Annotated in this window: 20 protein-coding genes and 2 tRNA genes; 9 read left to right on the top strand and 13 right to left on the bottom strand. The window is 70.5% G+C overall.

Features of this window, described 5'->3' with window-relative positions:
* Positions 1 to 8: 8 nt before the first annotated feature.
* The 10 genes from AABM36_RS00650 to AABM36_RS00605 all read right to left on the bottom strand — a co-directional run bounded on the left by AABM36_RS00650 (position 9) and on the right by AABM36_RS00605 (position 9,176).
* On the bottom strand, positions 9 to 335 hold the full coding sequence (locus AABM36_RS00650; protein ID WP_019309925.1) for a 2Fe-2S iron-sulfur cluster-binding protein: 327 nt from the start codon (positions 333 to 335) through the stop codon (positions 9 to 11).
* A 278-nt stretch (positions 336 to 613) separates the two neighbouring features.
* A complete protein-coding gene (locus AABM36_RS00645) occupies positions 614 to 1,435 on the bottom strand; it encodes a thioesterase family protein (protein ID WP_019309926.1) in 822 nt (273 codons plus the stop codon).
* A 197-nt stretch (positions 1,436 to 1,632) separates the two neighbouring features.
* Positions 1,633 to 2,745 (bottom strand): fatty acid desaturase family protein, encoded by a 1,113-nt coding sequence (locus tag AABM36_RS00640; RefSeq protein WP_423446700.1) that lies wholly within the window; start codon positions 2,743 to 2,745, stop codon positions 1,633 to 1,635.
* On the bottom strand, positions 2,720 to 4,009 hold the full coding sequence (locus tag AABM36_RS00635) for an ISL3 family transposase (RefSeq protein WP_019310332.1): 1,290 nt from the start codon (positions 4,007 to 4,009) through the stop codon (positions 2,720 to 2,722). Before AABM36_RS00635 ends, AABM36_RS00640 begins: the two co-directional genes overlap by 26 nt.
* Positions 4,010 to 4,245: 236 nt before the next feature.
* Positions 4,246 to 5,298, bottom strand: coding sequence for a flavin reductase family protein (locus tag AABM36_RS00630; protein WP_059281444.1), 1,053 nt, complete (start codon positions 5,296 to 5,298; stop codon positions 4,246 to 4,248).
* Positions 5,299 to 5,456: 158 nt separating this feature from the next.
* Positions 5,457 to 5,546 (bottom strand) — tRNA-Ser (locus tag AABM36_RS00625).
* Between the two features lie 215 nt (positions 5,547 to 5,761).
* A complete protein-coding gene (tadA, locus tag AABM36_RS00620; protein WP_059281445.1) occupies positions 5,762 to 6,238 on the bottom strand; it encodes a tRNA adenosine(34) deaminase TadA in 477 nt (158 codons plus the stop codon).
* A gap of 5 nt (positions 6,239 to 6,243) precedes the next feature.
* The gene (locus AABM36_RS00615) at positions 6,244 to 6,939 is read right to left on the bottom strand and encodes a hypothetical protein (RefSeq protein ID WP_059281446.1); all 696 of its coding nucleotides are present in this window, start codon (positions 6,937 to 6,939) and stop codon (positions 6,244 to 6,246) included.
* A gap of 51 nt (positions 6,940 to 6,990) precedes the next feature.
* Positions 6,991 to 8,274, bottom strand: a complete 1,284-nt coding sequence (locus tag AABM36_RS00610) for an ABC transporter permease (RefSeq protein ID WP_059281447.1) — start codon at positions 8,272 to 8,274, stop codon at positions 6,991 to 6,993.
* Positions 8,271 to 9,176: an ABC transporter ATP-binding protein gene (locus AABM36_RS00605; RefSeq protein ID WP_059281448.1), complete on the bottom strand. Its 906-nt coding sequence runs from the start codon at positions 9,174 to 9,176 to the stop codon at positions 8,271 to 8,273. Before AABM36_RS00605 ends, AABM36_RS00610 begins: the two co-directional genes overlap by 4 nt.
* Positions 9,177 to 9,517: 341 nt before the next feature.
* Between AABM36_RS00605 and upp the strand changes: the two genes are divergently transcribed.
* From upp to AABM36_RS00590, 3 genes are all read left to right on the top strand, one after another.
* Complete coding sequence (upp, locus tag AABM36_RS00600) at positions 9,518 to 10,153, top strand: uracil phosphoribosyltransferase (RefSeq protein WP_019309933.1); 636 nt, start codon at positions 9,518 to 9,520, stop codon at positions 10,151 to 10,153.
* Between the two features lie 218 nt (positions 10,154 to 10,371).
* The gene (locus tag AABM36_RS00595) at positions 10,372 to 11,172 is read left to right on the top strand and encodes a winged helix-turn-helix domain-containing protein (RefSeq protein ID WP_070636985.1); all 801 of its coding nucleotides are present in this window, start codon (positions 10,372 to 10,374) and stop codon (positions 11,170 to 11,172) included.
* A 164-nt stretch (positions 11,173 to 11,336) separates the two neighbouring features.
* Entirely contained in the window at positions 11,337 to 11,858 is a 522-nt protein-coding gene (locus AABM36_RS00590) for a SixA phosphatase family protein (protein WP_145001358.1), read from the top strand.
* A gap of 141 nt (positions 11,859 to 11,999) precedes the next feature.
* Here the strand turns inward: AABM36_RS00590 and AABM36_RS00585 are convergent, their stop codons facing one another.
* Together AABM36_RS00585 and AABM36_RS00580 are read right to left on the bottom strand one after the other, a co-directional pair.
* Positions 12,000 to 13,166: a GmrSD restriction endonuclease domain-containing protein gene (locus tag AABM36_RS00585; RefSeq protein WP_423446694.1), complete on the bottom strand. Its 1,167-nt coding sequence runs from the start codon at positions 13,164 to 13,166 to the stop codon at positions 12,000 to 12,002.
* 25 nt (positions 13,167 to 13,191) lie between these two features.
* Positions 13,192 to 13,264, bottom strand: a tRNA-Arg gene (locus tag AABM36_RS00580).
* Positions 13,265 to 13,537: 273 nt separating this feature from the next.
* On the opposite strand from AABM36_RS00580, the gene AABM36_RS00575 reads away from it, so the two are divergent.
* The gene (locus AABM36_RS00575) at positions 13,538 to 15,403 is read left to right on the top strand and encodes a phosphoenolpyruvate carboxykinase (GTP) (protein ID WP_423446693.1); all 1,866 of its coding nucleotides are present in this window, start codon (positions 13,538 to 13,540) and stop codon (positions 15,401 to 15,403) included.
* A gap of 87 nt (positions 15,404 to 15,490) precedes the next feature.
* Here the strand turns inward: AABM36_RS00575 and AABM36_RS00570 are convergent, their stop codons facing one another.
* Positions 15,491 to 16,900 carry a phosphomannomutase/phosphoglucomutase gene (locus tag AABM36_RS00570; protein ID WP_423446692.1) on the bottom strand — a complete coding sequence of 470 codons (1,410 nt, stop codon included), beginning with the start codon at positions 16,898 to 16,900 and terminating at the stop codon, positions 15,491 to 15,493.
* A 92-nt stretch (positions 16,901 to 16,992) separates the two neighbouring features.
* On the opposite strand from AABM36_RS00570, the gene manA reads away from it, so the two are divergent.
* From manA to AABM36_RS00545, 5 genes are all read left to right on the top strand, one after another.
* Positions 16,993 to 18,294 carry a mannose-6-phosphate isomerase, class I gene (gene manA, locus AABM36_RS00565; protein ID WP_423446691.1) on the top strand — a complete coding sequence of 434 codons (1,302 nt, stop codon included), beginning with the start codon at positions 16,993 to 16,995 and terminating at the stop codon, positions 18,292 to 18,294.
* A gap of 58 nt (positions 18,295 to 18,352) precedes the next feature.
* On the top strand, positions 18,353 to 18,910 hold the full coding sequence (locus AABM36_RS00560) for a TetR/AcrR family transcriptional regulator (RefSeq protein WP_423446689.1): 558 nt from the start codon (positions 18,353 to 18,355) through the stop codon (positions 18,908 to 18,910).
* Positions 18,911 to 19,053: 143 nt separating this feature from the next.
* Positions 19,054 to 19,716 (top strand): SDR family oxidoreductase, encoded by a 663-nt coding sequence (locus tag AABM36_RS00555; protein ID WP_423446687.1) that lies wholly within the window; start codon positions 19,054 to 19,056, stop codon positions 19,714 to 19,716.
* 116 nt (positions 19,717 to 19,832) lie between these two features.
* The gene (locus tag AABM36_RS00550) at positions 19,833 to 20,171 is read left to right on the top strand and encodes an acylphosphatase (RefSeq protein ID WP_423446685.1); all 339 of its coding nucleotides are present in this window, start codon (positions 19,833 to 19,835) and stop codon (positions 20,169 to 20,171) included.
* Between the two features lie 85 nt (positions 20,172 to 20,256).
* Positions 20,257 to 23,064 (top strand): pyruvate kinase, encoded by a 2,808-nt coding sequence (locus AABM36_RS00545; RefSeq protein ID WP_423446683.1) that lies wholly within the window; start codon positions 20,257 to 20,259, stop codon positions 23,062 to 23,064.
* Positions 23,065 to 23,089: the final 25 nt, after the last annotated feature.

Here is a 23,089-nt window from a genome sequence, read left to right as displayed (position 1 = left end):
GTGGGCGCTCACCACTCCGGGGCGATCTCGATCTCCGCGCCGTCCAGGTCCTCGGACCACTCCACCTGGCAGGTCAGGCGGGAGTTGTCGTGACGGGTGTCGTCCAGCATCTCCAGGAGGTCTTCCTCCTCCTCGTTGGTGCCGCCCGTCTTCACGAACGTCTCCTGGTCAAGGTACGAGTGGCACGTGGAGCACGAGGCGTTGCCGCCGCACGTGGCCAGGATGGGGAACTTGTTGCGGGTGAGGCACTCCATGAGGGACTCGAAGTCCTTCCACTCCACACCCTCGGTGCGCACACCGTCGCGGTCGGTCACGTTGATCTGGATGCTGCTCACTCGCCTGGACCTCCTGGGGCACTCGCCCCGGCCGAATTGTTCTGGGAACCAGCCGCCATTCTACGAGCGCCCGTCAAACCCCGCGTCATCGCACGACGCCGCCCGGCCGGCTTCCGCACGCGGGTCCCGTGCCGCCCGTGCCACCCGTGCCGCCCGGGGTGCTCGGGGCGCGGCCGGGGGGGTGCATCGCACCGGGGGCGCCAGCCAGGGGCCTGGACCGCACTGCCGAACCGGCCCGCTCCCGCCGGGGCGGGCGGCGTCGTTCGCGCAGCGGGGCTTCAGCCCATGCGGCGGACGGTCAGCGCCTGGGCCACCCGGCCGATCGGGCCCTGCTCGTCGAAGAGCTCCGAGTGGGTCAGGCCCACGCCGTCCCCGCCGAACTCCACGTTGGTGTCCAGGCCCACCCACGCGGAGACCGGGGCGCGGAACATGTGGATGGTGAGGTCCACGTTGGGGAACGCCCACGGGCCGATCTCCACGCGGGGCGCCAGGCCGTTGGCGGCGTCCACCGCGCTGATGAACTGGGCGGTGGGGGAGGACTCCTCGCCCTCCACCACGGCCTTGCTGATCCGCAGCCAGCCCGCGCCGCTGCCCGGGCGGGGCATGCGCGCCACGCGGGCCTCGAGGGAGCCGATGTAGCCGCCGCCCCACTGCTCGTACATGTTCAGCTCCTCGCACTGCTCCAGCGGCGTGAGCGGCTCGATCTCCCCGCCCGCCACGTCCTGGGTGTCCGAGGTCTTCAGCCGCCACATGCTCAGCCGGATGCAGTCCCGCCCGCCGCTGCTCATGGTGGCCTCCACCAGCTCGATGGTCTTGCCCGGGCGCAGCACGCGGGTGTGCACCTCGATCTCGCCGCCGGCGATGAACCCCAGGATGTCGAACGAGAAGCGCACCGGGATCATGTCCTCGCGCGGGTGGTTGCGCTCGATCTCGTGCACCAGCAGCCCGGAGGACGCCGCCATGTGCTGCTCCTGGGGGCTCCATGCACCCTGGGTGAACACGGTGGTGCGGAAACTGTGCTCACCGGTGCGGATGTAGTGGGCGTCCGGGGTGTCCTCGCCGTTCACGCCCAGGTGGCCCACGGGCTGCTCGTCGCTCATGCGCTGATCCTCTTCCTGTCCGGGCCGTGGGCGCGCGGCGCATCCCAGGGGACACCCCCATCCACGGCCAAAGTGTGTGCCGGATTACACCCTAGGGGGAGGGCCGTGTGAACGCCTACCGGCGCGTAGTGCGAGCTCGCGCCTGTCCCGCGGGAGTTCTCGGTGAGCCGAGCTCCTGCCACGGACACCGGGCGGGATCAGGGCAGGGCGAGCCGGAACACCTTGCGCCACGCCTGGAACACCTGGCGGGGCAGCGGACCGGAGGTGTAGCGGATCCCGTACTGCTGGCAGATCTCCCGCACGCGCGGTGCGATCTGGGCCAGCCGGTTGGAGGGCATGTCCGGGAACAGGTGGTGCTCGATCTGGAAGGAGAGGTTGCCGCTCATGAAGTGCATGAGGCGGGAGCCGTCGATGTTCGCGGATCCCATGGCCTGCCGCCGGTACCAGTGCCCCCGCGACTCGTTCTCCACCTCGTCCTCCGTGAAGGTCTCTGCACCGTCCGGGAAGTGGCCGCAGAAGATCACCGCGTGCGCCCAGATGTTGCGGATCACGTTCGCCGCCAGGAAGCCCTTGATCGACGCCTTCCCCGACCCGGTGAGGGACGCCAGCAGGGGCGAGACCACGAAGTCCTTCGCGGACTGCCGCCCGAGCTTCTTCATCACGCGCTTGAAGTCCTCCCAGGTGGCTCGGCCGGACTTGGTCCCGGCGCGGAACTGGTCCAGCTCCACGTCGTAGATGGCGATCCCCCACTCGAAAGCCGGGGCCAGGAGGAGGTTGATCACGGGATTGAGCAGGTTCACCGGCCGCCACGGCTGGTCCGGGTCCATGCGCAGCACGTTGTACCCCACGTCCCGGTCCTTGCCGAGCACGTTGGTCCAGGTGTGGTGGAGATCGTTGTGGGTGCGCTGCCAGCCGACGGACGGTGCCACGAAGTCCCACTCCCACGTGGTGGAGTGGATCTCCTTGTCGTTCATCCAGTCCCACTGACCGTGCAGGACGTTGTGCCCGATCTCCATGTTCTCCAGGATCTTGCCCACGCTCAGGCAGCCCACGCCGCTCCACCACAGGGGCTTGTGCCGGGAGAAGATCATGCACGCGCGCCCCGTCAGCTCCAGGCCGCGCTGCAGGGCCACCACACGGCGGATGTATCGCGCGTCCGACTGCCCGCGCTGGGAGAAGATGTCCTCCCGCACGGCGTCGAGCTGTGCCGCGAGGTCGTCGAGTTCCGCCCGCGTGAGATTCAGGGGATCACGGCTCTTCAACTTTGAGCGTGGTGCTGGGTGTTCACGCCGCGATCGGTCGGGGCGCATAGCCAATGATGCGGCATCTGTAGTTCCGATGGTTGCGGTACCCGCGCCCGACCCTCTTGATCGTCTTGGCGGTCAGGTTCGCCGCCTCGGTGCGAGCGTTCGTGACCCTGGTTCGGCAGAAGGTGAGCAGCTCACGACGCCAGGCCAGCAGGGTCCGGAACAGCGCGGCCGGCTCGGGCAGGTGGGTGGCTCGCACGGCGCTCTCAAGGCGGGCCCAGTGCCGCTGGAAGGAGGGCGTGTCGGTGGCGGTGAGGACCTGGCGGACGTGTTCCTTGATGCCCCACGCGACGGCCAGCTCGACGTCCTCGGCCAGGATCTGCTGCAGCTTGGTGCGCTGCCGGACGGTGAGCCGGTCACCGGCGCAGGTGAGCAGCTTGCGGTACTTCCACGGGGTGTCGGTCGCCCGCCCTCGGCGCTCGTGCAGCTCCCACACCCGGCGCCTCCTCACCTTGGTGACCATCTCGTTGGCCAGCCGCACCACGTGCCAGTGGTCCACGCTGACCTTCGCCCGCGGTAGTGCCTTGCGGACCGCGGCCCGGAACTCACTCGACATGTCCAGGGCGACGACCTGCACCCGCCGGCGCCACCACCGCGGCCGCGCCGCGAGCCAGGAGGTGACGACCTTGCCGCGGCGGCCGTCGACGACGTCCAGGATCGCGCCGTCGTCCAGGTCGGTGAACACGATGGACCACGGCTCGACCCGCTTCACCGCGTGGGTGTCCGGGTCGCGCAGGTAGCGCACGGTGCGGAACCGGTGCTCATCGATCCCCAGGTGCCGCACGTGCCGGCGGTCCACGCCGGTGTCCAGGTCCAGGGTGGTGGTGAGCATCCGCATCACCGTGGGCCAGGACAGGTGCGCCTCGTGCGCGACCCGGGACACCGCCCGCGGCTCGGCCCGGCAGGCGGATATCACCTGCTCGGTCAGCCGGGTCGTGACCCTCGCCCGCGCGGGCAGCTGCTCGGTCTCCTCGGTGAACGACCGCCGCGGGCACAACGACTCACGGCAGGCGTAGCGGCGCTTGCGCACGAGCACGTCGAGCCGCTCACCCCCGCACGGCACGTCCTTCACGCGCTGGGTAGGTCTTGCCTGGATCCGCGAGGACAGCACCCCGCAGGAGGGGCAGACGCCCTCGCTCGTGGTCGTCTCGATCAGCACCTGCCGCGGTTGCTCAACGCCGACGCCAGGGGTGGCCGAGACGACTCGGTAACCGGACAGGTTGAACAGGATCGACGCCGCATCGACGTCGAACGTAGGCTTGTGCACGCTCGCGGTCCTCGCTCATGAGATGTCTAGACAACACCCATGCTGGCGTAGGGCCGCGAGCCCTACTTCAGGGCCCCACCACGCTCAAAGTTGAAGAGCCGGGATCACCCGGTGGACGCGGCGCTGTTCTGGTGTCCGGGGTGGGGGTGGCTGAGGTGAGCGTCATGGGGGTTCCTTTGTTCAAGGGGTGCAGGCCGGAGGGATCGGTACCGGCGGAGAGGGGAGAGTGGCGGGTGTCAGGCGTCGAATGCGGCGTAGGGGGAGGGCCTCGTCACGCAGGTCTGGATGGGCCCGGGTTCCCGGTGGAGCTCACCGGTGCGGATGTTGGTGACCGCTCCGTCCGTCATGGGAATCAGGCAGCTGTGGCAGATGCCCATCCGGCAGCCGTGGGGCAAGGGGTGCTCGGCGCGTTCGGCGGCCTCCAGGATGGTGTCGCGCTCACCCACCGCCACGGTGAGGCCGCTGCGCTGGAGACGGATCTCTCCCGGGCGCCCGCCGGTGGCTGCGCGCGCCACATCGAACCTCTCCACCACGGGGGCGTGGCCGGAAACCTCCCCCAGTGCCTCCACGGCCGTGACGAAGGAGTCTGGGCCGCACGCGTACGTCGCGCGCGCCCGGTGGTCGGGGCACAGCGCGCCCACCTCACCCGGGTCCGCGGCGTCGAGCCTGCCGCGCTCCTCGGTGAACCAGAGGACCGGGCGGAGGCCGGGGAACTGGTCGGCGAGCTCCAGGATCTCGTCGTGGAAGATGCACGACTCCCGGTTCCTGGCCACGTAGACCAGGACCACGTCGTGATCCGGTCTGCGAGGCATGAGGGTCCGCAGCATGGACATCACCGGGGTGATGCCGGAACCGGCCACCATGAAGAGCAGCTCCGTGGGCATCTCCGGGAGGATGAACTGACCCTCCGGGCGCTCCAGGTACAGCACATCCCCGGGAGCGGCCCGGTGGACGAGGTGCTCGGACACGGTGCCCTGGGCCCTGACGGTGATCGAGGGGTCGCCGTGCTCGGGAGCGCTGAGGGAGTAGGGGCGCCAGATCCGCTTCCCGTCCACCTCCACGCCGATCCGCGCCCACTGGCCCGCGCGGTGCGGGATCCAGCCGTCGCCGGCGGTGAAGAAGGCGGTCACGGTGTCGGGCGTCTCCCGGTGGATGCGGGTGATCCGCCCGCGCGTGTAGTGGGCGCTCGAGAGTGCGCCGAAGAGTTGTGCGAAAGAGCGCGGATCCTGGGGGTAGCTCAGGATGCCGGCTGCTGTGTGGAGGAATCTCACGATCCCGGAGCGGCCCATGCCCAAGTTCTATCCGATTGATAAGCAGGCTGGCAATCCCTGCGGGCCCTTTTCATCCTTCGGGCTTCCTGGAGGCGCTGCGGCGTGGCGCACCCCTGCAACGAAGAACACCCCGAACCTGAGGTTCGGGGTGTTCTCGAAGTCCCTGATCGGGACAGTGGCGGTGACGGTGGGATTTGAACCCACGTTGGCTTTGACACCAAACATCATTTCGAGTGATGCACCTTCGGCCGCTCGGACACGTCACCAGCTCCCAGCACTTTACAGGCCGGGACGCAACCCCTCCAAACCGGAGCCGTGTGCTGGCACGGTCCGCGGCGGCGTCGGGGTGCCTGGCTGTGAGGCGGGGATCGGCCGGTGCGGTGGGAGCTGGCGCGGGCTGGCTACGGAATGCCGGGGCGCCGGAGGGTCGGGGGCGAGGCCGCGCGGGGGCGGCGTCGTGCCGCGGAGCGGTCAGCGGCGCTCAGCGGTGGGTGCGGAAGAACTCGCGCAGCAGGGCGGCGCACTCGCTCTCCCGGACGCCCCCGGTGACCTCCACCCAGTGGTTGAGGCGGGGGTCCCGCACGATGTCGAACACCGAGCCGCACGCCCCGGCCTTCGGGTCCCACGCGCCGAACACCACGGTGGGCACGCGCGCCAGCACGATGGCCCCGGCGCACATGGCGCACGGCTCCAGAGTGACGACGAGGGTGCATCCCTCCAAGCGCCACTCACCGCGCTGTGCGGCCGCCTCGCGCAGGGCCAGCACTTCCGCGTGCGCGGTGGGATCGCCGCACTCCTCGCGACGGTTGCGGCCGGTGCCGATGACCCGGCCGTCCGCGTCCAGGACGACGGCGCCGATGGGCACGTCCCCGGACCCCGCCGTGAGTGCCGCCTCGGAAAGCGCCAGGTCCATCCAGCCCGCGAGCTGGATGGACCTGGCGGTGTGCGGAAGAGACATCAGGGTCAGCGCTGGACCCGGTTCTGGTTGAACCAGGCCGAGGTGGGCGCCTTGTACGCGGTGACGATCCAGAGGATGTCCACGATCAGCTTGGCGACGACCAGCACGATGATGATGATGTTCCACGGCGCGGGGTAGATGCCCAGACCGAACACGCTGAACAGGGACGAGAGGATCGCGATGGCCGCGAACACCGTGCCCAGGATGCGGGCCCAGTTCTTGCCCTTCTTCAGGAACGTGTAGACCAGCAGGTAGAGGGCCGCGGTGACGACGAGACCCACCACTGTGCCTGCGGTGCCTCCGACACCAGCGGCCTGGTCAGCCGCCTTGGTGGCCATCTCCGTGCTCAGGCCCTTGTCTTTGAAGTACTGCAGGTAGTCGACGTTCGCCGAGGCGATCAGACCCACGATGCCGTTGAGCACGTAGATGCCCAGGGAGATCAGGGTCAGCTTCAGCAACCGGTCCACGGTGGAGGGGCGCTCCATCGTGCCGGTGTACTGGCCGGGGTTGTACTCCGCGGTGCCGTACTTCCCGCCGGCCTGACCGTACTGCTGATCGGAGGGCTGGCCGTTGGGGCCACCCTGCGGTGCGCCGTTGACCGCGCCCTGGCCGTAGGGCATGGGCTGGCCGGACTGTCCCGGGCCGGGCTGTCCGAGGGCGCCGGACTGCGGGTTCTGCGGTTCGTTCGGAGTGGTGCTCATGACTGCCGTCCTTTCATCGGGTGGTGCGAGTGGTGGTGCAGGTGTGGGGGGTCACTCGTAGCGCAGGGCGGTGATGGGATCCTGGCGGGCGGCCCGCACGGCGGGGATGGTGCCGGCCAGGAAGGCGATGAACATGACCGAGAGGATGATCAGGGCAATGTTCACGGGGTTGAACAGGAACAGGCTCAGTCCGGGCAGCGAGGACAGCAACCCGTTGGACAGCACCCCGCTGAGGATGCTTCCGGCGGCCACGGCCACGGCCGCCCCGATGGCGGAACCCAGGAAGCCGATGAAGACCGCCTCCAGGGAGAACAGCCCGAAGATCTTGCCGCCGCTCATGCCCAGCGCCTTCATGAGCCCGATCTCCCGGGTGCGCTCCTGCACGGACATCAGCAGGGTGTTCACGATGCCGAAGCCGGCGGCGAGCAGCGCGATGATCGCGAAGGAGTTGAGGATCCACACGATGCCGTTGATGACCGCGCGGAACATGCCCAGCTGGTCCTCCACGGTCTGACCCCGCATCTGCTCGTCGGCGAGCGCGGACTTGATGGAGCCCACCTTGGACATGTCGTCCACGGTGGCCGTGGCGGTGAAGTAGGAGTTCGGCACCTTCCGCGGGCTGCCCGAGGCCTGGTAGTCGTACAGCTTCTTGTTCAGGCCCGCAGAGGGGATGGGGTTGTCGGAGGAGCCGGCCAGGGATGCCTGGGACACGCCCGAGACCTTCGCCGTGAACGTCTTGTCCTGGTCCACGGCGTTGCCGATGGCGATCTTCACGGTCTTGCCCACGGCGTCCTGGTTCGATCCCAGGCCCAGCGGCTCCACCCAGGAGGCCGGGAGCAGGATCTCGTCCTTGGCGCGCTCGGGAACCTCACCGGACTCCAGCTGCAGCCCGTCCGCCTCGGGGGGCGAGCCCAGGCTCAGCTTGAACTTCTTGCCGTCGGCGGACTCCAGGTACTTGGGGGTGACCAGGTACATGGGGTCCACGGAACCCACGCCGTCGATCTTCTCGATCTTGTCGATGTCCGAATCCGTGAGCCCGCTGACGGAGCCGAAGCCCAGCCGCACGTCGGCCTCGTCGGGGTTGTACTCGGTGGGTCCGTCCTCCTCGTTCGAGCCGGGGGTGGACTGCTCGGAGACCTTCTGGACGAACAGGGCGTTCTCGTTGCCGAACGCGGCCACGGTCTTGTCGATGTAGTCGTTGACGCCGGTGCCGATCCCCGAGGTCAGGGTGAGCGTGAACGAGCCGATGAAGATCGCGATCACGGTCAGGACGGTGCGCGCCTTGGACCGGAAGGTGTTGCCGATCGCCGTGCGCAGCAGATCGATGAATTTCACGCGGTGGCTCCTGGCTGGTCGGTGGTGCTGGTGGGGGCCGCGTGCCTGCCGGGGCGCGACGGTTCCTGCGCGGCGCGGGCGATCTCGGCGGCGTCGTCCTCGGTGAGGGTCACGATCGCGCCGGTCGCGGGCTCCGTGACCTGCTGGACCCCGGCGGGCTGCTGGGCCCAGGGGTGCTCCTGCGCCCGGTCCTGCTCGGCGACGCCGCTCGTGTTCTTGCCGGGGTTCGGCACCACCTCACCGTCCACCAGGTAGATCTGACGCGAGCAGCGCTGGGCGAGGTCCTCGTCGTGCGTGACGACCACCAGGGTGATGCCCTGGTCCCGGTTGAGACCGAAGAGGATGTCCTCCACCACCTTGGAGGTGGCGGAGTCCAGGTTGCCCGTGGGCTCGTCCGCGAAGATCACGGACGGGTTGTTGATCAGAGCGCGCGCGATCACCACGCGCTGCTTCTGGCCGCCGGAGAGATCGGTGGCCTTGTTGTCCGCCTTGTCCGCCATCTCCAGCTGCTCGAGCGCCTCCAGTCCCCGGCGCTTGCGCTCGGATGCCGGGACACCGGCGATCTTCAGCGGCAGCGTGACGTTCTCCAGCACGCTCTGGTTGGGGGTCAGGAAGAACTGCTGGAACACGAAGCCGAACGCGGAGTTGCGCAGCTCGTTGAGCTCCTTGGCGCTGAGATCGCCCGTGGGCCTGCCCTCCAGCGCCACCACGCCGTGCGTGGGGCCGTCCAGCAGGGCCAGCAGGTGCATGAGGGTGGACTTGCCCGAACCGGACTTGCCCACCACGGCCACCGACTCGCCCTTGCCGATCTCCAGGTTGATGCCCTTGAGGGCGTCGAACCTGGTGTCGCCCCTGCCGTAGATCTTGACCAGGTTCTCCGTTTCGAGAACGGGAGCCGCCATGTGTGGTGCCCCTTCCGAGGGTTGCCGTGCACGGGATGTCTGTGAAGTCACACTGTGTTCCCCCCGAGAATAGAGCACGGCCTCCCGGCACCGGCGGAGGAGGGTGGGCCCGTGACGACATCGTGACGCCCCGCCGGCGGGGTCCACGGCGCCGGTGGTGTCCGGTGAACCCCCGGGCCAGCGCCTCCGGCCGCCACCTCCGGTCGACGACTCGGGCCGGCACCGCGGCAGGTGTCCCGGTGCGGCGCGACGGGAGGGGCGCCGCGGCGTCGTTCAGGTGCTCGGAGTGGCCCCGGACCGCCGCAACCCCGTCCGCTGGGCGCGACTGCTAGATTCTGGGTATGCGAGTCACCGTCTTGGATCACCCGTTGGTCGCCCACAAGCTGAGCGTGTTGCGTGAGAAGGACACGTCCTCCCCCGTGTTCCGCCAGCTGGTGGAGGAGCTGGTCACGCTGCTGGCCTACGAGGCCACCCGCGAGGTGCGCGTGGAGCCGAAGACCATCCAGACCCCGGTGGCCGAGACGCAGGGCACCGCTCTGAGCCGGCCGCGTCCGCTGGTGGTGCCGATCCTGCGCGCGGGCCTGGGGATGCTCGAGGGCATGACCCGCCTGGTCCCCACGGCCGAGGTCGGCTTCCTGGGCATGGCCCGGGACGACACCACCCTGGACATCATCACCTACGCCGAGCGGCTGCCGGACGACCTCACGGGCCGCCAGGTGTACGTGCTGGACCCCATGCTCGCCACGGGTGGCACCCTGAGCGAGGCCATCAAGTTCCTCTACCGCCGCGGCGCGGAGGAGATCACGTGCGTGTGCCTGCTGGCCGCGCCCGAGGGGCTGGAGCGTCTGGAGCGCGAGCTCGGGGACAGCCAGGTCAACGTGGTTCTCGCGTCCGTGGACGAGCGGCTGGACGAGAACGCGTACATTGTCCCGGGCCTGGGGGACGCCGGGGACCGGCTGTACGGCGTGGTGGACTGAGCCCACCCAGTTCTCCACTCGCGGGACGTCCGACCCCATCCGGGCGGGAAAAGCAAGCAGTTTTCCACTGGGAGTAACCGGGGGCGTGTCCCATCTCACGATGCGAGAAAATCGCGCGTATATTACTTGCCAGTGGAGTCGTGTGTCGCCGAACATGGACGATAACGCCGTTTTCCAGTGAATTCACGGGAACGGGGCTCAACGAGGCAGGGGTTGGAATGTCAGGCGCACCGGGTTACGTCCACATCTCGCAGCGGCACCGTGTGCCCGGCGCCCAGCCCGCCGCGCGCACTCGTGGAACCCATCGCGCCCCGATCGGGTCGGAGGACCACCGGCACCTGCGCTCCGTGGCCGCGGACTTCGCGCCCCAGGCCCGCCCCGAGGCGCAGGCGGTGCTCGAGCAGCAGCCCACGGAGGCCCGGGGCTTCGTGCTCTACGTGGGCGTGGACGAGCAGGCCGCGGCGGACCGCGGCATCAACCTGGTCCAGCTGGTGCAGGAGATCCGCCAGCACATCCGCTCCACGGTTCCCGAGTCCGACTCCTACGCGGCCGTGGCCCTCGCCCCGGTGAACGCCGAGGGCACGGACTTGGAGGTCGTGCGCAGCGCACTGGGGGACCCCACCTTCACGGACCCGGTCATCGAGCCCCTGACCCCGCTGCCGGCCTGCGGTGCCGGCAGTCGCATCGACCACCAGCGCGTGGGCGTGCTGATCGACCTGTCCCGCCGCGAGGTGTTCCTGGACGGGGACCTGCTGAACCTCACCCACCGCGAGTTCGAGCTGCTCAACTACCTGGTGGAGAACGGCACCCGCACCGTGGGCCGCACCGAGTTGCTCGACAGCCTCTGGGGGGATGCCGAGGAGATCCCCTCCGAACGCACGATCGACGTCCACGTCCGGCGGCTGCGCTCCAAGCTGGGACGCCTGGCCAACACGGTGCGCACCGTGCGCGGGCAGGGCTACCGGTTCTACGACCACCCCGAAGTGGTCGTGTGGGCCGCCCCCGAGTACTCCATCTGACGGCCTTCCGGCTCATCCGGCCGAGACTCCACGCCCCGCCGGTGCAACCACTGTGCGCACTCAGGACGCCACTGCCCATGCCGCGCGCCGCGCACGACGCCGCCCGCAACGGTGCCCGGCGGCGTCGCCAGCCGGGGTGAGCGGCCCGTGACAGACTGGCACGCATGACGCGCCACGACCTCAAGCAGCTGGTGATCATGCGCCACGGGGAAGCCGACTTCCCGCGGGACGTGCCGGACCACGACCGTCCGCTCGTGCCCCGCGGAGCGCGGGAGGCCGCGGCGGCGGGTGCGTGGCTGGCGGAGAACGCACCGCCCGAGATGATCCTGGTCTCGCCGGCCCTGCGCACCCGACAAACGGTCACGTGGGTGTGCCACGAGCTCGGGGAGAGGGCCCCCACCCCGCAGCTGTGGGACTCGCTGTACAACGGTTCGGACGCGCAGCTGCTCGCCGCGGTCAACCACGTGCCGGAATCCGTGCGCACCCTGCTGGTGGTCGCGCACATGCCCGGTGTCCTGGACGCCGTGCTGCGCCTGGCCTCACGGGACTCGGACCAGGACGCCATGATGGACGCCGCCGCGGGGTTCCCCACCGCGGGAACGGCGGTGCTGGAGGTTGCCGGGGACTGGGCCCTGCTCGACGATGCCGACGCCCGGCTCACGCGGTTCCACGCCCCGCGGGTGTGAGGGGGCCGGCGCGCTCACTGTGCGCGTTGCTCCACGGCCCGGCGGCGGAATGACGATCTGTGCCACGGGCGGCACCCCTGGGCCTGCGCTTCGGGGGTCCCGCGCCGCGACACCATCGCCGGGCACCCGGGCCGTCCCGGGTCAGCGCCTGGGCTCGCAGGCCACCCCGTCCCCGTCCCCGTCCAGACCGGTGCGGTACCCGGGGGAGCCCGCGTACAGGGGTGCCATCCCGGCGGCGCGCGCGTCCACGCACCGGGAGAAGTAGAGGTCCCCGGAGGGGGCGTTGGCGGGTGGTGCCCCGGGTGCCGGTGCGGCGGGTGGTGCCGGCTGCGCGGGGGCCGCGGGCTGGGCAGGAACCTCCGCGACGGGCTCGTCCACGGGCTCGTCCACGGGCGCCGGCCACTGGCGCGCACGCGGCAGCTGCTGGCCGGGGCAGGCCTCCAGCACCCGGACCGTCGCGTTCTTCTCCGCGTCCGTGACCCACAGCTCGTAGTTCTTCTTCACCGCGATCTGCGTGGCCACGTACTCGCAGCGCTCACCCGTGGCAGGCGGCAGCCAGGTGGCGGCGTCCCCGTCCGACTTGCGGTTGTTGCTGGGGCCGTCCACGGCCAGCAGGTTGAGGGGGTCGTTGGCGAGCTCGGTGCGCCGGGCGGCGTCGAGCTGCTGGGCGCCCTTCTGCCACGCGTCGGAGAGCGCGACCACGTGGTCGATCTGCACCTCGGAGCTGGTGTCCTGCCCCGCCGTGAAGGCCGTGGCCACCCCGGTGTACGGGCTCAGCAGGGAACCGGCCGCGACCGTGCAGCCGTGCGTCCCGGGCTTCACGTCGATCCCCGTGAGGTCCCGGCGCAGCACGTCGTTGCGGGTGTCGCAGCCGTTGTGGTCGGTGTCCGCCCAGCGCGGTCCGAACTCGTCCCGGGAGTAGCCGGTCTTGGGGGCACGGCCCTTCACGGGGATATCGTCCAGCGCCGCCAGCGCGGTGCCGGGCGCGGCATCGCGCGGGTGTCCCTCGGCGAGGTGCTCCCCGGCGGACGACGACGCCGCGCCCGGCCCGGGCGCGGCGGTGCGGCTCGCGGAGGTGGCGGGCGTGGCGGAGGGGGCCGGCGGCGGCGTCGGGCTCCGTGTGGTGGCGGAGCCTGTGGAGGACGCAGACGGTGCCGGAGTGCCCGGCGTGCCGCACCCGGTGAGGGCGAGTGCAAGGGCGGAGGCCGCCACCGCGAACCGTGCGGCGGGGGAGGTGCGGGGGGAAGTCAGGGGGATCTCGATCCTGCCGGTGCCGCGGGGGCGGCGTTCAACGCAAGAACCCCGCATCCGGGGATGCGGGGTTCTGAGGAAGTGCGCCCGGAGGGATTCGAACCCCCAACCTTCTGATCCGTAGTCAGATGCTCTATCCGTTGAGCTACGGGCGCCTCTGTTCCGCAACCACTGGCTGCGCAACGGGTAACAACTTACACCCGAGGGCCCCCATGGACAAATCGTGGAACGGACGGCCCGGGGCACACCGCGCCGTCATGGGGGACGGGGCGCGGCCTCCCCGCGATAGACTCGGCCCACACCCCTGTGCCACCCAGGAGAGCCTGGACCCCGGCGCCGCTCCACAGCGACGTGGAGCGCTCGGACCGGAAGGGTCAGGCCCCCAGGGGGCGCGGCACGCACGACGGCCTCAACGAGGAGACATGTCAATGGCTGACAACAGCACAGCAAGCACCGGGACCACGGAACTCAACCAGGAGGTCCGGCAGTCGCTGGAGAATCCCCCCACGGACTACCGCGAGCTGGTGGACTGGGTGCGGGAGATCGCGGAGCTGGCGCAGCCCGACCGCATCCACTGGGCCGACGGCTCAGACGCCGAGTGGACGCAGCTGACCGACCAGATGGTCGAGGCGGGCACCCTGGTGCGGCTGTCCGAGGAGAAGTTCCCCAACTCCTTCGCGGCGTTCTCGGACCCCGAGGACGTGGCGCGTGTGGAGGAGCGCACCTTCATCTGCACCAAGACCCAGAAGGGAGCGGGACCCACCAACAACTGGGAGGACCCGCAGGTCATGAAGGAGACGCTGAACAAGCGCTTCTCCGGTGCCATGCGCGGGCGCACCATGTACGTGATTCCGTTCGTGATGGGCTCCCTGGATGCTCAGAAGCCCCAGTACGGCGTGGAGATCTCCGACTCGCCCTACGTGGTGTGCTCCATGCGCATCATGGCCACGATCGGCAGCGAGGTCCTGGACAAGATGTCCCGGGACAAGGCCCCGTTCGTGGAGTGCGTTCACTCCCTCGGCGCCCCGCTGGCTCCGGGTCAGCAGGACGTGCCCTGGCCCTGCAACCCCGCCAAGTACATCGTGCAGTTCCCCGAGGACCGCGCCATCTGGTCCTTCGGCTCGGGCTACGGCGGCAACGCCCTGCTGGGCAAGAAGTGCTACGCGCTGCGCATCGCCTCCGCGATCGCCCACGACGAGGGCTGGTTGGCGGAGCACATGCTCATCCTCAAGGTCACCGACCCCGAGGGTGACTCCCGCTTCATCGCGGCCGCCTTCCCGTCCGCGTGCGGCAAGACCAACTTCGCCATGCTCGAGCCCACGGTTCCCGGGTGGAAGGCCGAGATGGTGGGTGACGACATCGCCTGGATCCGTTTCGGCAAGGACCGCACCCCGCGCGTGGTCAACCCCGAGGCCGGGCTGTTCGGTGTGGCACCGGGCACCGGCTGGTCCACCAACCCGAACGCCATGCACGCGATCGCCCGCGGCAACACCATCTTCACCAACGTGGCCCTCACGGACGACGGCGGCGTGTGGTGGGAGGGCATGACCGACGAGGTCCCCGAGCACCTCACGGACTGGAAGGGCAACGACTGGACCCCGGACGCCGGGCGTCCCGCCGCGCACCCCAACTCCCGGTTCTGCACGCCCATCAAGCAGGTGGACATGCTCGCCCCCGAGTACGACGATCCCGAGGGTGTGCCGCTGTCCGCGATCATCTTCGGCGGCCGCCGCAAGACCACGGTGCCCCTGGTGTCCGAGTCCTTCGGCTGGGAGCACGGCGTGTTCCAGGGCGCCACGCTGTCCTCGGAGACCACCGCCGCCGCCAAGGGCGCGGTGGGTGTGGTGCGCCGCGACCCCATGGCAATGCTCCCGTTCATCGGCTACAACGCGAACGACTACCTGGAGCACTGGCTGGACACCGGCGCCCGCATGGGCGAGGAGAACATGCCGCGGATCTACTACGTGAACTGGTTCCGCCGCACCCCGGACGGCGGCTTCGCGTGGCCCGGCTTCGGTGAGAACTCCCGCGTGGTCAAGTGGATCGTGGAGCGCCTCAAGGGCACTGCGGGAGGCCAGGAGACCCCCGTGGGCATCCTGCCCCGCAAGGAGGACCTGGACCTCACCGGCCTGGAGATCTCCGACGAGGAGCTGGACGCCGCTCTGCGCGTGGACAAGGACGAGTGGCTCGCGGAGCTGCCCGGCATCGACGAGTGGTTCACCCGTCTGCGCGACGTCCCCGAGGTCATCCTCGAGCAGCGCGCCGGCCTGGAGGAGCGCCTGAAGAACAGCTGACGCCCCAGCACGGACGACGCCGCGCGGCCCAGTGGGCTGCGCGGCGTCGTCGTACCTGCCGGGAGACGGAGGTGGTGCCCGGGGTGCTCAGCCCTGGCGCACGATGCCCAGGACGGTGTCCCGGACGGCCTCCACGGCGGCGGTGTCCGGGGCCTCCACGTTGAGCCGCAGGAAGGGCTCGGTGTTGGAGGGGCGCAGGTTGAACCACCAGCCCTGCTCGGGGTGGGTGAACGTGGTGCCGTCCATGTCCTCGACCGTGACGGCGGGATCGGTCGCGGCGAAGTGCGCGCGCACGCGGTCCACGGCGGCGGCCTTGTCCTCGATCTCGGAGTTGATCTCGCCGGAGGCCACGTAGGGGTCGTAGCGGTCCATGAGGTCGCTGAGGGTGCCGTCCTGCTCGCCCAGGGCCGCCAGGACGTGCATGGCCGCGAGCATCCCGGTGTCCGCGTTGAAGAAGTCCTTGAAGTAGTAGTGCGCGGAGTGCTCACCGCCGAAGACCGCGTGCTCGGAGGCCATCACGGCCTTGATGAACGAGTGGCCCACGCGGGTCCGCACGGCGCGGCCACCGTTCGCCTCGATCAGCTCGGGCACGGCCTTCGAGGTGATGAGGTTGTGGATCACCGCGGGGTGCTCCTCGCCCGCGGCACGGGCCCGGGCGATCTCGCGCTCGGCCACGATCGCGGCCACGGCGGAGGGGGAGACCGGCTCGCCGTCCTGGTCCACCACGAAGCAGCGGTCGGCATCCCCGTCGAACGCGAGGCCGATGTCGGCACTGTGCTCCCGGACGGCCTTCTGCAGGTCCACCAGGTTGGCGGGCTCCAGCGGGTTGGCCGGGTGGTTGGGGAACGTGCCGTCCAGCTCGAAGTACAGGGGCACGATCTCCAGCGGCAGCGCCTCCAGCAGAGCATCCCCCAGAACGGCGGGGGTGGTCAGACCCGCCATGCCGTTGCCGGCGTCCACCACGACCTTCAGCGGGCGGATGCCGCTCAGGTCCACCAGCGAGCGCAGGTAGTGGGCGTAGTCGCCCAGCACGTCCCGGCGCGTCACCTGGCCGCGGTGATCCGCCGCGGGGATCTCCCCGGAGTCCAGGTAGCGCTGCGCGGTGTCCCGGATCTCGTACAGGCCGGTGTCCGAGGACACGGGCACAGCCCCCGCCTTCGACATCTTGATGCCGTTGTACTGCGCCGGGTTGTGGCTCGCGGTGAAGGTGGCGCCCGCGCAGTCCAGGGTGCCGCACGCGAAGTACAGCTCGTCCGTGGAGATGCTGCCGATCACCGTGACGTCCGCGCCGCGCCGCGTGGCGCCGTCCGCGAAGGCCTCGATGAACTCCGGGGAGGAGGGGCGCATGTCCCCGCCCACCACCACGGAGGAGCCGGTGAGGTCCAGGACGTCCACGAAGGCCGCGCCGGTGGCCCGCACGCTCTCGGCGGTGATGCTCTCGCCCACGATCCCGCGGACGTCGTAGGCCTTGAATGATGAGGAAAGGTCAGTGGTCACGGTGCATGATTCTACGGGAGCCCCCGAGGGTGTCCGCGGGCGGATCCGGGGGTGCCCGGGCATCCGTGGGCCGCTGTGGTTACATGAGAGCCATGGCCGAGTTCCTGAGGATGAGCAACCCGATCCAGCACTACGCCTGGGGGTCCTGCTCGGTGCTCGCCGAGATGCAGGGCCGTCCCGGCCCCACTGAAGAGCCCGAGGCGGAGCTGTGGATGGGCGCGCACTCCAGCGCACCGTCCCGCGTGAGCGTGGGCGGGCAGCAGCGCGGGCTCGACGAGCTGGCCCCCCACCTGCCGTTCCTGCTCAAGATCCTGGCCATCGACGCACCCCTGTCCATCCAGGTCCACCCCACGTCCGAGCAGGCCCGCGAGGGGTTTGCGCGGGAGAACGCTGCAGGCGTCGCCCTGGATGCCCCCCACCGCAACTACAAGGACCCCCACGCCAAGCCCGAGACCGTGGTGGCCCTCACGGACATGTGGCTGCTCGCGGGACAGCAGAGCCGGGAGCAGCTCTCGGTCGTGGCCGAGGACCTCGGTCTCTCATGGCTCGCCACGGCGGCGGCCTCCCCCTGCCCGCTGCGCCACGCGCTGGAGCTCTCCGACGCCGCCGCCGCGGCCGCCGTGCGCGAAAGCGTCACCGCGGCCGCCCCCGCGCCCGACACGACGGCGTCCGCACAAGAGGGGACCGTGTCGTTGTCCCCCGAGCAGGGCCCGGGCGAGCGTGCGCGCCGGCTCATCCGGCTGCTGACCCACCACCATCCTGATGACCGGGGTCTGCTCGTGGCGCTGTGCATGAACGTGGTCCACCTCAGCCCGGGGCAGGCGCTGTTCACCCCCGCGCGGCAGGTCCACGCCTACCTCAGCGGAACGGCCGTGGAGATCATGGGCTGCTCGGACAACGTGCTGCGCGCCGGGCTCACGTCCAAGCACGTGGACGTTCCCGAGCTGCTGCGGGTCATGGCCGAGACCCAGCAGCCCGTGACGCCGCTGGTGGCGCGCACCGCCGAGGACGGAGCCGTGCGCTATCCCCTGTGGGACCCGGCCGTCTCCCTGCTCTGCGCCCGGGTCACCCCGCAGACGCCGCTCGTGCGGGAGATCGCGGACACGTGCCTGGTGCTCGTCACCGAGGGCTCCCTGGAGGTGGGCGCCCACCGCGTGGAGGCGGACGAGGTGACCGCCGCACGCACCGGGGCGGGCGGCGTCGTCGACCCCGAGCAGGAGGCCCCGGGGGCGGGGAGCGCCGCACGGCCCGCTGCGGGAACCCGCGTGAGGGCAGGGGAATCACTCATCCGCCTGGGCGGACCGTGCACCGTGACGGCCACGGGGACCGGCCAGCTGTTCCTCGTGGAGGCGGTCACCCCGGGGCGCCCGCAGAGCCCCGGTCCCACCCTTTAGGTTGTCGCGCATCCGCCCCGTGAGGAGTTGAATGACTGGGCCCTGGTTTCGACAATTCATGGGAGAGCACATGGACCGGCGGATCGAACGCACCCGCGCAGCGGTGGTGAGAGCCACAGTGGCCCTGGTGGCCGACCGCGGCGCGCAGGTGGGAATGACCGAGATCGCCGATGCCGCGGGAGTCAGCCGCAAGGCCGTGTACGAGAACTTCGGATCCCGCGACCAGGTGCTGCGCCGCACCACCGAGTCCCTGCTCGAGCAGGTGCCCCTGGACCTGGATGCGGCCCGGGCGGCGGGAGGCAGCCCCTGGGACGCTGTTCTGCCGCCCATCGCCAGACACGTCGAGCAGTTCCGCGCCTTCTACCGCGCCGTGCTGTCCGGACCGGGATGCTTCATGGTGCGCGACGCGGTGGTGGACCACGCGGTCGCCGGGTTGCGGGACGTGCGCGAGCAGCAGGGGGCGGCCCCGGGCGAGGACGAGGGCGAGTGCGACCGTTTCATCGTCCACGGCCTCGTGGGAGTGATCTCCGACAGTCTGGTCCAGCACCTCCAGGCCGACCTCCAGGGCTTGGTCCGCAAGCTGACCTCGGGCCTGTCCACCACCGTGAGCTGCTGAGGCGGGCTTCAGAACGCACGACGCCGCTGGGCTCGACCGGTGGTGCGGGAGCCGCGGAATATTCGCGTGCCGCCCACCGCTGTACGTGGCCCGGGGGCGGACACGGCCCCGGCAGGATTCGTTCCGACAGGAGGGACTTCGAGATGACTGAGATCACGATCATCGGCGGCCACGGCAAGGTGGGGCTGCAGCTGAGCAGGCTGCTCGCCGCACAGGGGGACACGGTCAATGCCGTGATCCGCAAGGAGGAGCAGCGCCAGGACATCGAGGACACGGGGGCGAACCCGGTCGTGGCGGACGTCCAGGACATGGACGTGGCCGCCCTCACGGAGCTGCTGTCCAGCCAGGACGCCGTGGTCTGGTCCGCCGGTGCAGGCGGTGGATCCCCGGAACGCACCTACGCCGTGGACCGGGACGCGGCCATCCGCTCGATGGACGCCGCTGAGGCCGCCGGGGTGAAGCACTACGTCATGGTCTCCTACATGGGGGCGGGTCAGGACCACGGGGTCCCGGAGGACAACGACTTCCACGCGTACGCCCAGTCCAAGGCGGACGCGGACGACCACCTGCGCGCCAGCTCGCTCACCTGGACCATCCTGGGCCCCGGGATGCTCACCGACGACGCCGCCTCGGGCGCCATCGCGCTCGGCAGGGCGGGGGAGGGCGACTCCAACGACACCGCGCGCGGCAACGTGGCCCTCGTGGCCGCCCGGGTGCTCGCGGACCCGCAGGGGACCGCGAAGAAGTTCATCGAGTTCGCGGACGGGGACACCCCCGTGGCCGAGGCCGTCGACTCGCTCGACTGACCGGGGCTCCCGCCGCGGCCGCAGCAGCTCGGACCGCGATCAGGCAGTCCGCACCGCCCGGTGTGCGACACCCCGGCAGGGGTGTCGCACACCGGGCGGTCTTCTAGGCTGAGAGCATGGAGACGCCATCGATCCACCCCGAATCCTCCGGCGGCCGCGGCCAGGAGTCCCTGGACCTCACCGAGGTCATCGCCCTCACCGCCGTGGTGCACGGCACGGTTCAGGGCGTGGGGTTCAGGTACTGGTGCTGGCGGCAGGCCGAGAAGCTGGGGCTCACGGGCACCGCGACCAACAACGAGGACGGCACCGTGGGCGTCGTCGCCGAGGGGCCGCGCTGGGCCGTGGGGGAATTCCTGCAGGCGCTGATCTCGCGGGACACCCCGGGCGCGGTGATCACGGTGGACGAGCACTTCGGTCCCGCCACGGGGCAGTACACGGACTTCAGCACCCACTGAGACCGCGCGGCCAAGGCTGTTCACCTCCGGTTGACCTGCGCCGCCTACGGTGGGGGCACCCGCAGCCCGCCACACGAGGAGAACCATGACCGTCACGGAGTCCGAGGAGATCCCCCCGCGGGCCGAGTGCGCCGCCCTGTGCCTGGAGCGGGTGCGCGAGCTGCTGCGGCGGATCCGTGCGGCACGCGAGGCACGGCTCGAGGGCATCAACGGGGTGGCCCCCCGCCACCGGCACTCCGCGGTCAACCTGGTGGACTACACCGCGGTGCGCTCCGAGGACGTCCGGGACCTGCAGATCCAGCTCGCGGGCCTGGGCGTCTCATCCCTGGGGCGCATGGAGTCGGGCGTGGCCGAGCACCTCACCGCCGTGGCCCGGACCCTCGCCGCCGTGGCGGGGTTACCGGACCCTCAGCTGCCGGACCTCGACCCCGGGCTGCTCCCCGGGGAGGACCTGCGCTCCGGACCGGTCACGCTGGCGCGGAACACCGTGCGGCTGGTGGGCCAGGCGCCGGAGGGCAGGGCCACGCGCATCATGGTCACCATGCCCTCGGAGGCGGCCCAGGACCCCGCGCTCGTCACCCGCATGGTGGCTGCCGGCATGGACGTGGCCCGCATCAACTGCGCCCATGACGGACCGCAGGAGTGGTCCAGGATGATCGAGCACCTGCGGGCCGCGGCGTCGGACCTGGGCACGGACGTGCGCATCGCCATGGACCTGGCCGGGCCCAAGGTGCGCACCGGCCCCGTGGAGCCCGGGCCGCGCGTCGAGAAGATCAAGCCCGAGCGGGACGCCACGGGTCACGTGATCCGCCCCGCTCGCCTGTGGCTCGGGGCCCAGCACTCGGAGGACGTCCCCGCGGTGGCGGTCGCACCCGAGCAGTGGCTCGCCGAGCGCACGGTGGGCGAACGCCTCCAGCTGCGGGACGCGCGGGACTCCGGTCGCACCCTGCGGGTCGTTGAGACCCACGACGACGCCGTGCTGGTGGAGTTCTCCAAGACCGTCTACTTCGCCACGGGTCTGGTGCTGCGCACCCGGGACGGTTCCGAGGCCACCCTGGGGGAGCTGCCGGAGACCGAGCAGTACCTCCGCGTGGCCACGGGGGACACGCTGCGGCTGCTCAACAGCACGGATCCGGTCCCGGTGGGCGGACCGTCCCCGGTGCGCGTTGGGTGCACACTGCCCGAGGCGTTCCAGGACGCCGCGGCGGGCCAGCGCGTGTGGCTGGACGACGGGAAGATCGGTGGCGTGATCCGCCACGTGCACGCCGAGCACATGGACGTGGAGATCACCCACGCGAGCCCGGCGGGCAGCAAGCTCAAGGCCGAGAAGGGCATCAACTTCCCCGACACGGATCTGCGGATCCCCGCGCTGACTGCGAAGGACCGGGAGGACCTGGCGTTCGTCGTCCAGCACGCGGACATCGTCAACATGTCCTTCGTGCGCAGCGCCCAGGACGTGGCAGACCTCCTGGCCGAGCTGCAGGCGCTGGGGGCCGACTCGGTGGACATCACGCTCAAGATCGAGACCGTGGGCGGCTTCGAGCACCTGCCCATGGTGCTGCTCGAGGCCATGCGGTGGCAGGACTCCGGTGTGATGATCGCCCGCGGGGACCTGGCCGTGGAGACCGGTTTCGAGCGCATGGCGGAGGTCCAGCAGGAGATCCTGTGGCTGTGCGAGGCCGCGCACGTTCCCGTCATCTGGGCCACGCAGGTGCTGGAGACCCTCGCCAAGAAGGGGCTGCCCTCCCGTGCGGAGATCACGGACGCCGCCCAGGGCCAGCAGGCCGAGTGCGTGATGCTCAACAAGGGGCCCTTCGTGGTGGAGGCCATCCGCACCCTGTCCTCGGTGCTCGAGCGGATGTCCGGGCACGCCTCCAAGAAGACGGACCTGCTGCGACGGCTGAACGCGTGGGAGGACTTCGTGCGCGGACCCGCCCCGGAGCGTGCCGTCTGCCGGGCCCGGGGCTTGTGTGCCCTGGGCGTACGGGGTGCGCGGGCCCGCGCGCCGCCGCGAGCGCTGTGCCATAGTGAGTCCGATGTGCTCGGCCTCGGCCGCCGAGCAGCCCCTATCCGTCTCGAGGAGTGGACACAGATGCGCGTAAACCCCCTGAACAAGGCGTTCGACGAGCACGGGCAGCCGTCGCCGGGCGTGGAGAAGTTCCTGAACCACGCGCTGCGCGTCCAGCGGCCCTGGGTGGTCAAGATGATCAAGCACATGCGCAGGCAGCACCCCGACGAGACGCCCGCGCAGCTCGCCAAGCGCGCACGCAAGCTCTACGTGCGCTCGGTGACCGCGGGCGGCGGCGCGGTGGGCGCCACCGCCGCGATCCGGGGGATCGGGACCCTGACCTCCTTCGGGCTGTCCTCGGTGGCCGTCACCGGCTACCTCGAGGCGACCGCGCTCTACGCCCAGGCGGTCGCGGAGCTGCACGGGGTCGAGCCCAAGGACGAGGACCAGAACCGCACCATGGTCATGGCCCTGATGCTCGGGGACGACGGGCAGGCGCTCATGGGCCAGCTGCTCACCAGCTCCTCCACGAGCAAGAGCATCTCCAACAAGTGGGGGCTCATGATGGGCAAGTCCGGCAGCAACGCCAAGTTCTTCGACGTGGGCCGGTCCATCCGCAGCATGTTCGTCAAGCGCTTCATCGCCCGCCAGTCCGGTGCCATGCTGGGCCGCGCCCTGCCCTTCGGGATCGGCGCGTTCGTGGGCGGCGGCGCCAACCTGGCCATGGCCCGTCAGGTCATCAAGTCCGCCGACGAGGCGTTCGGGGAGTTCCCGGAGCAGTTCCCTCCCAACCTGACCCTCGGGGACCGCGCAGAGGCGTTCGAGGGCGGGACCACAGCCTCCCAGCAGGAGGCCCTGGAGACCGCCACCACCGGGCGCGAGTGACACTGCAGGCCGCGTGACGGAGCGG

This window comes from Kocuria sp. KSNUG (assembly GCF_049532735.1).
Lineage (GTDB): Bacteria > Actinomycetota > Actinomycetes > Actinomycetales > Micrococcaceae > Kocuria > Kocuria rhizophila.
Note: the sequence above shows the minus strand (reverse complement) of the source record. Positions and strands in the feature narration are given on the sequence as shown.

Coding starts and splice junctions, on each gene's coding strand:
- AABM36_RS00615 (WP_059281446.1), bottom strand. CDS start 6,939: ATGAGCACCACTCCGAACGAACCGCAGAACCCGCAGTCCGGCGCCCTC.
- AABM36_RS00640 (WP_423446700.1), bottom strand. CDS start 2,745: ATGCGCCCCGACCGATCGCGGCGTGAACACCCAGCACCACGCTCAAAG.
- AABM36_RS00595 (WP_070636985.1), top strand. CDS start 10,372: ATGTCAGGCGCACCGGGTTACGTCCACATCTCGCAGCGGCACCGTGTG.
- AABM36_RS00550 (WP_423446685.1), top strand. CDS start 19,833: ATGGAGACGCCATCGATCCACCCCGAATCCTCCGGCGGCCGCGGCCAG.
- AABM36_RS00560 (WP_423446689.1), top strand. CDS start 18,353: ATGGGAGAGCACATGGACCGGCGGATCGAACGCACCCGCGCAGCGGTG.
- AABM36_RS00585 (WP_423446694.1), bottom strand. CDS start 13,166: ATGCGGGGTTCTTGCGTTGAACGCCGCCCCCGCGGCACCGGCAGGATC.
- AABM36_RS00605 (WP_059281448.1), bottom strand. CDS start 9,176: ATGGCGGCTCCCGTTCTCGAAACGGAGAACCTGGTCAAGATCTACGGC.
- manA (WP_423446691.1), top strand. CDS start 16,993: ATGGCCGAGTTCCTGAGGATGAGCAACCCGATCCAGCACTACGCCTGG.
- AABM36_RS00575 (WP_423446693.1), top strand. CDS start 13,538: ATGGCTGACAACAGCACAGCAAGCACCGGGACCACGGAACTCAACCAG.
- upp (WP_019309933.1), top strand. CDS start 9,518: ATGCGAGTCACCGTCTTGGATCACCCGTTGGTCGCCCACAAGCTGAGC.
- AABM36_RS00630 (WP_059281444.1), bottom strand. CDS start 5,298: ATGGGCCGCTCCGGGATCGTGAGATTCCTCCACACAGCAGCCGGCATC.
- AABM36_RS00555 (WP_423446687.1), top strand. CDS start 19,054: ATGACTGAGATCACGATCATCGGCGGCCACGGCAAGGTGGGGCTGCAG.
- AABM36_RS00545 (WP_423446683.1), top strand. CDS start 20,257: ATGACCGTCACGGAGTCCGAGGAGATCCCCCCGCGGGCCGAGTGCGCC.
- AABM36_RS00590 (WP_145001358.1), top strand. CDS start 11,337: ATGACGCGCCACGACCTCAAGCAGCTGGTGATCATGCGCCACGGGGAA.
- tadA (WP_059281445.1), bottom strand. CDS start 6,238: ATGTCTCTTCCGCACACCGCCAGGTCCATCCAGCTCGCGGGCTGGATG.
- AABM36_RS00645 (WP_019309926.1), bottom strand. CDS start 1,435: ATGAGCGACGAGCAGCCCGTGGGCCACCTGGGCGTGAACGGCGAGGAC.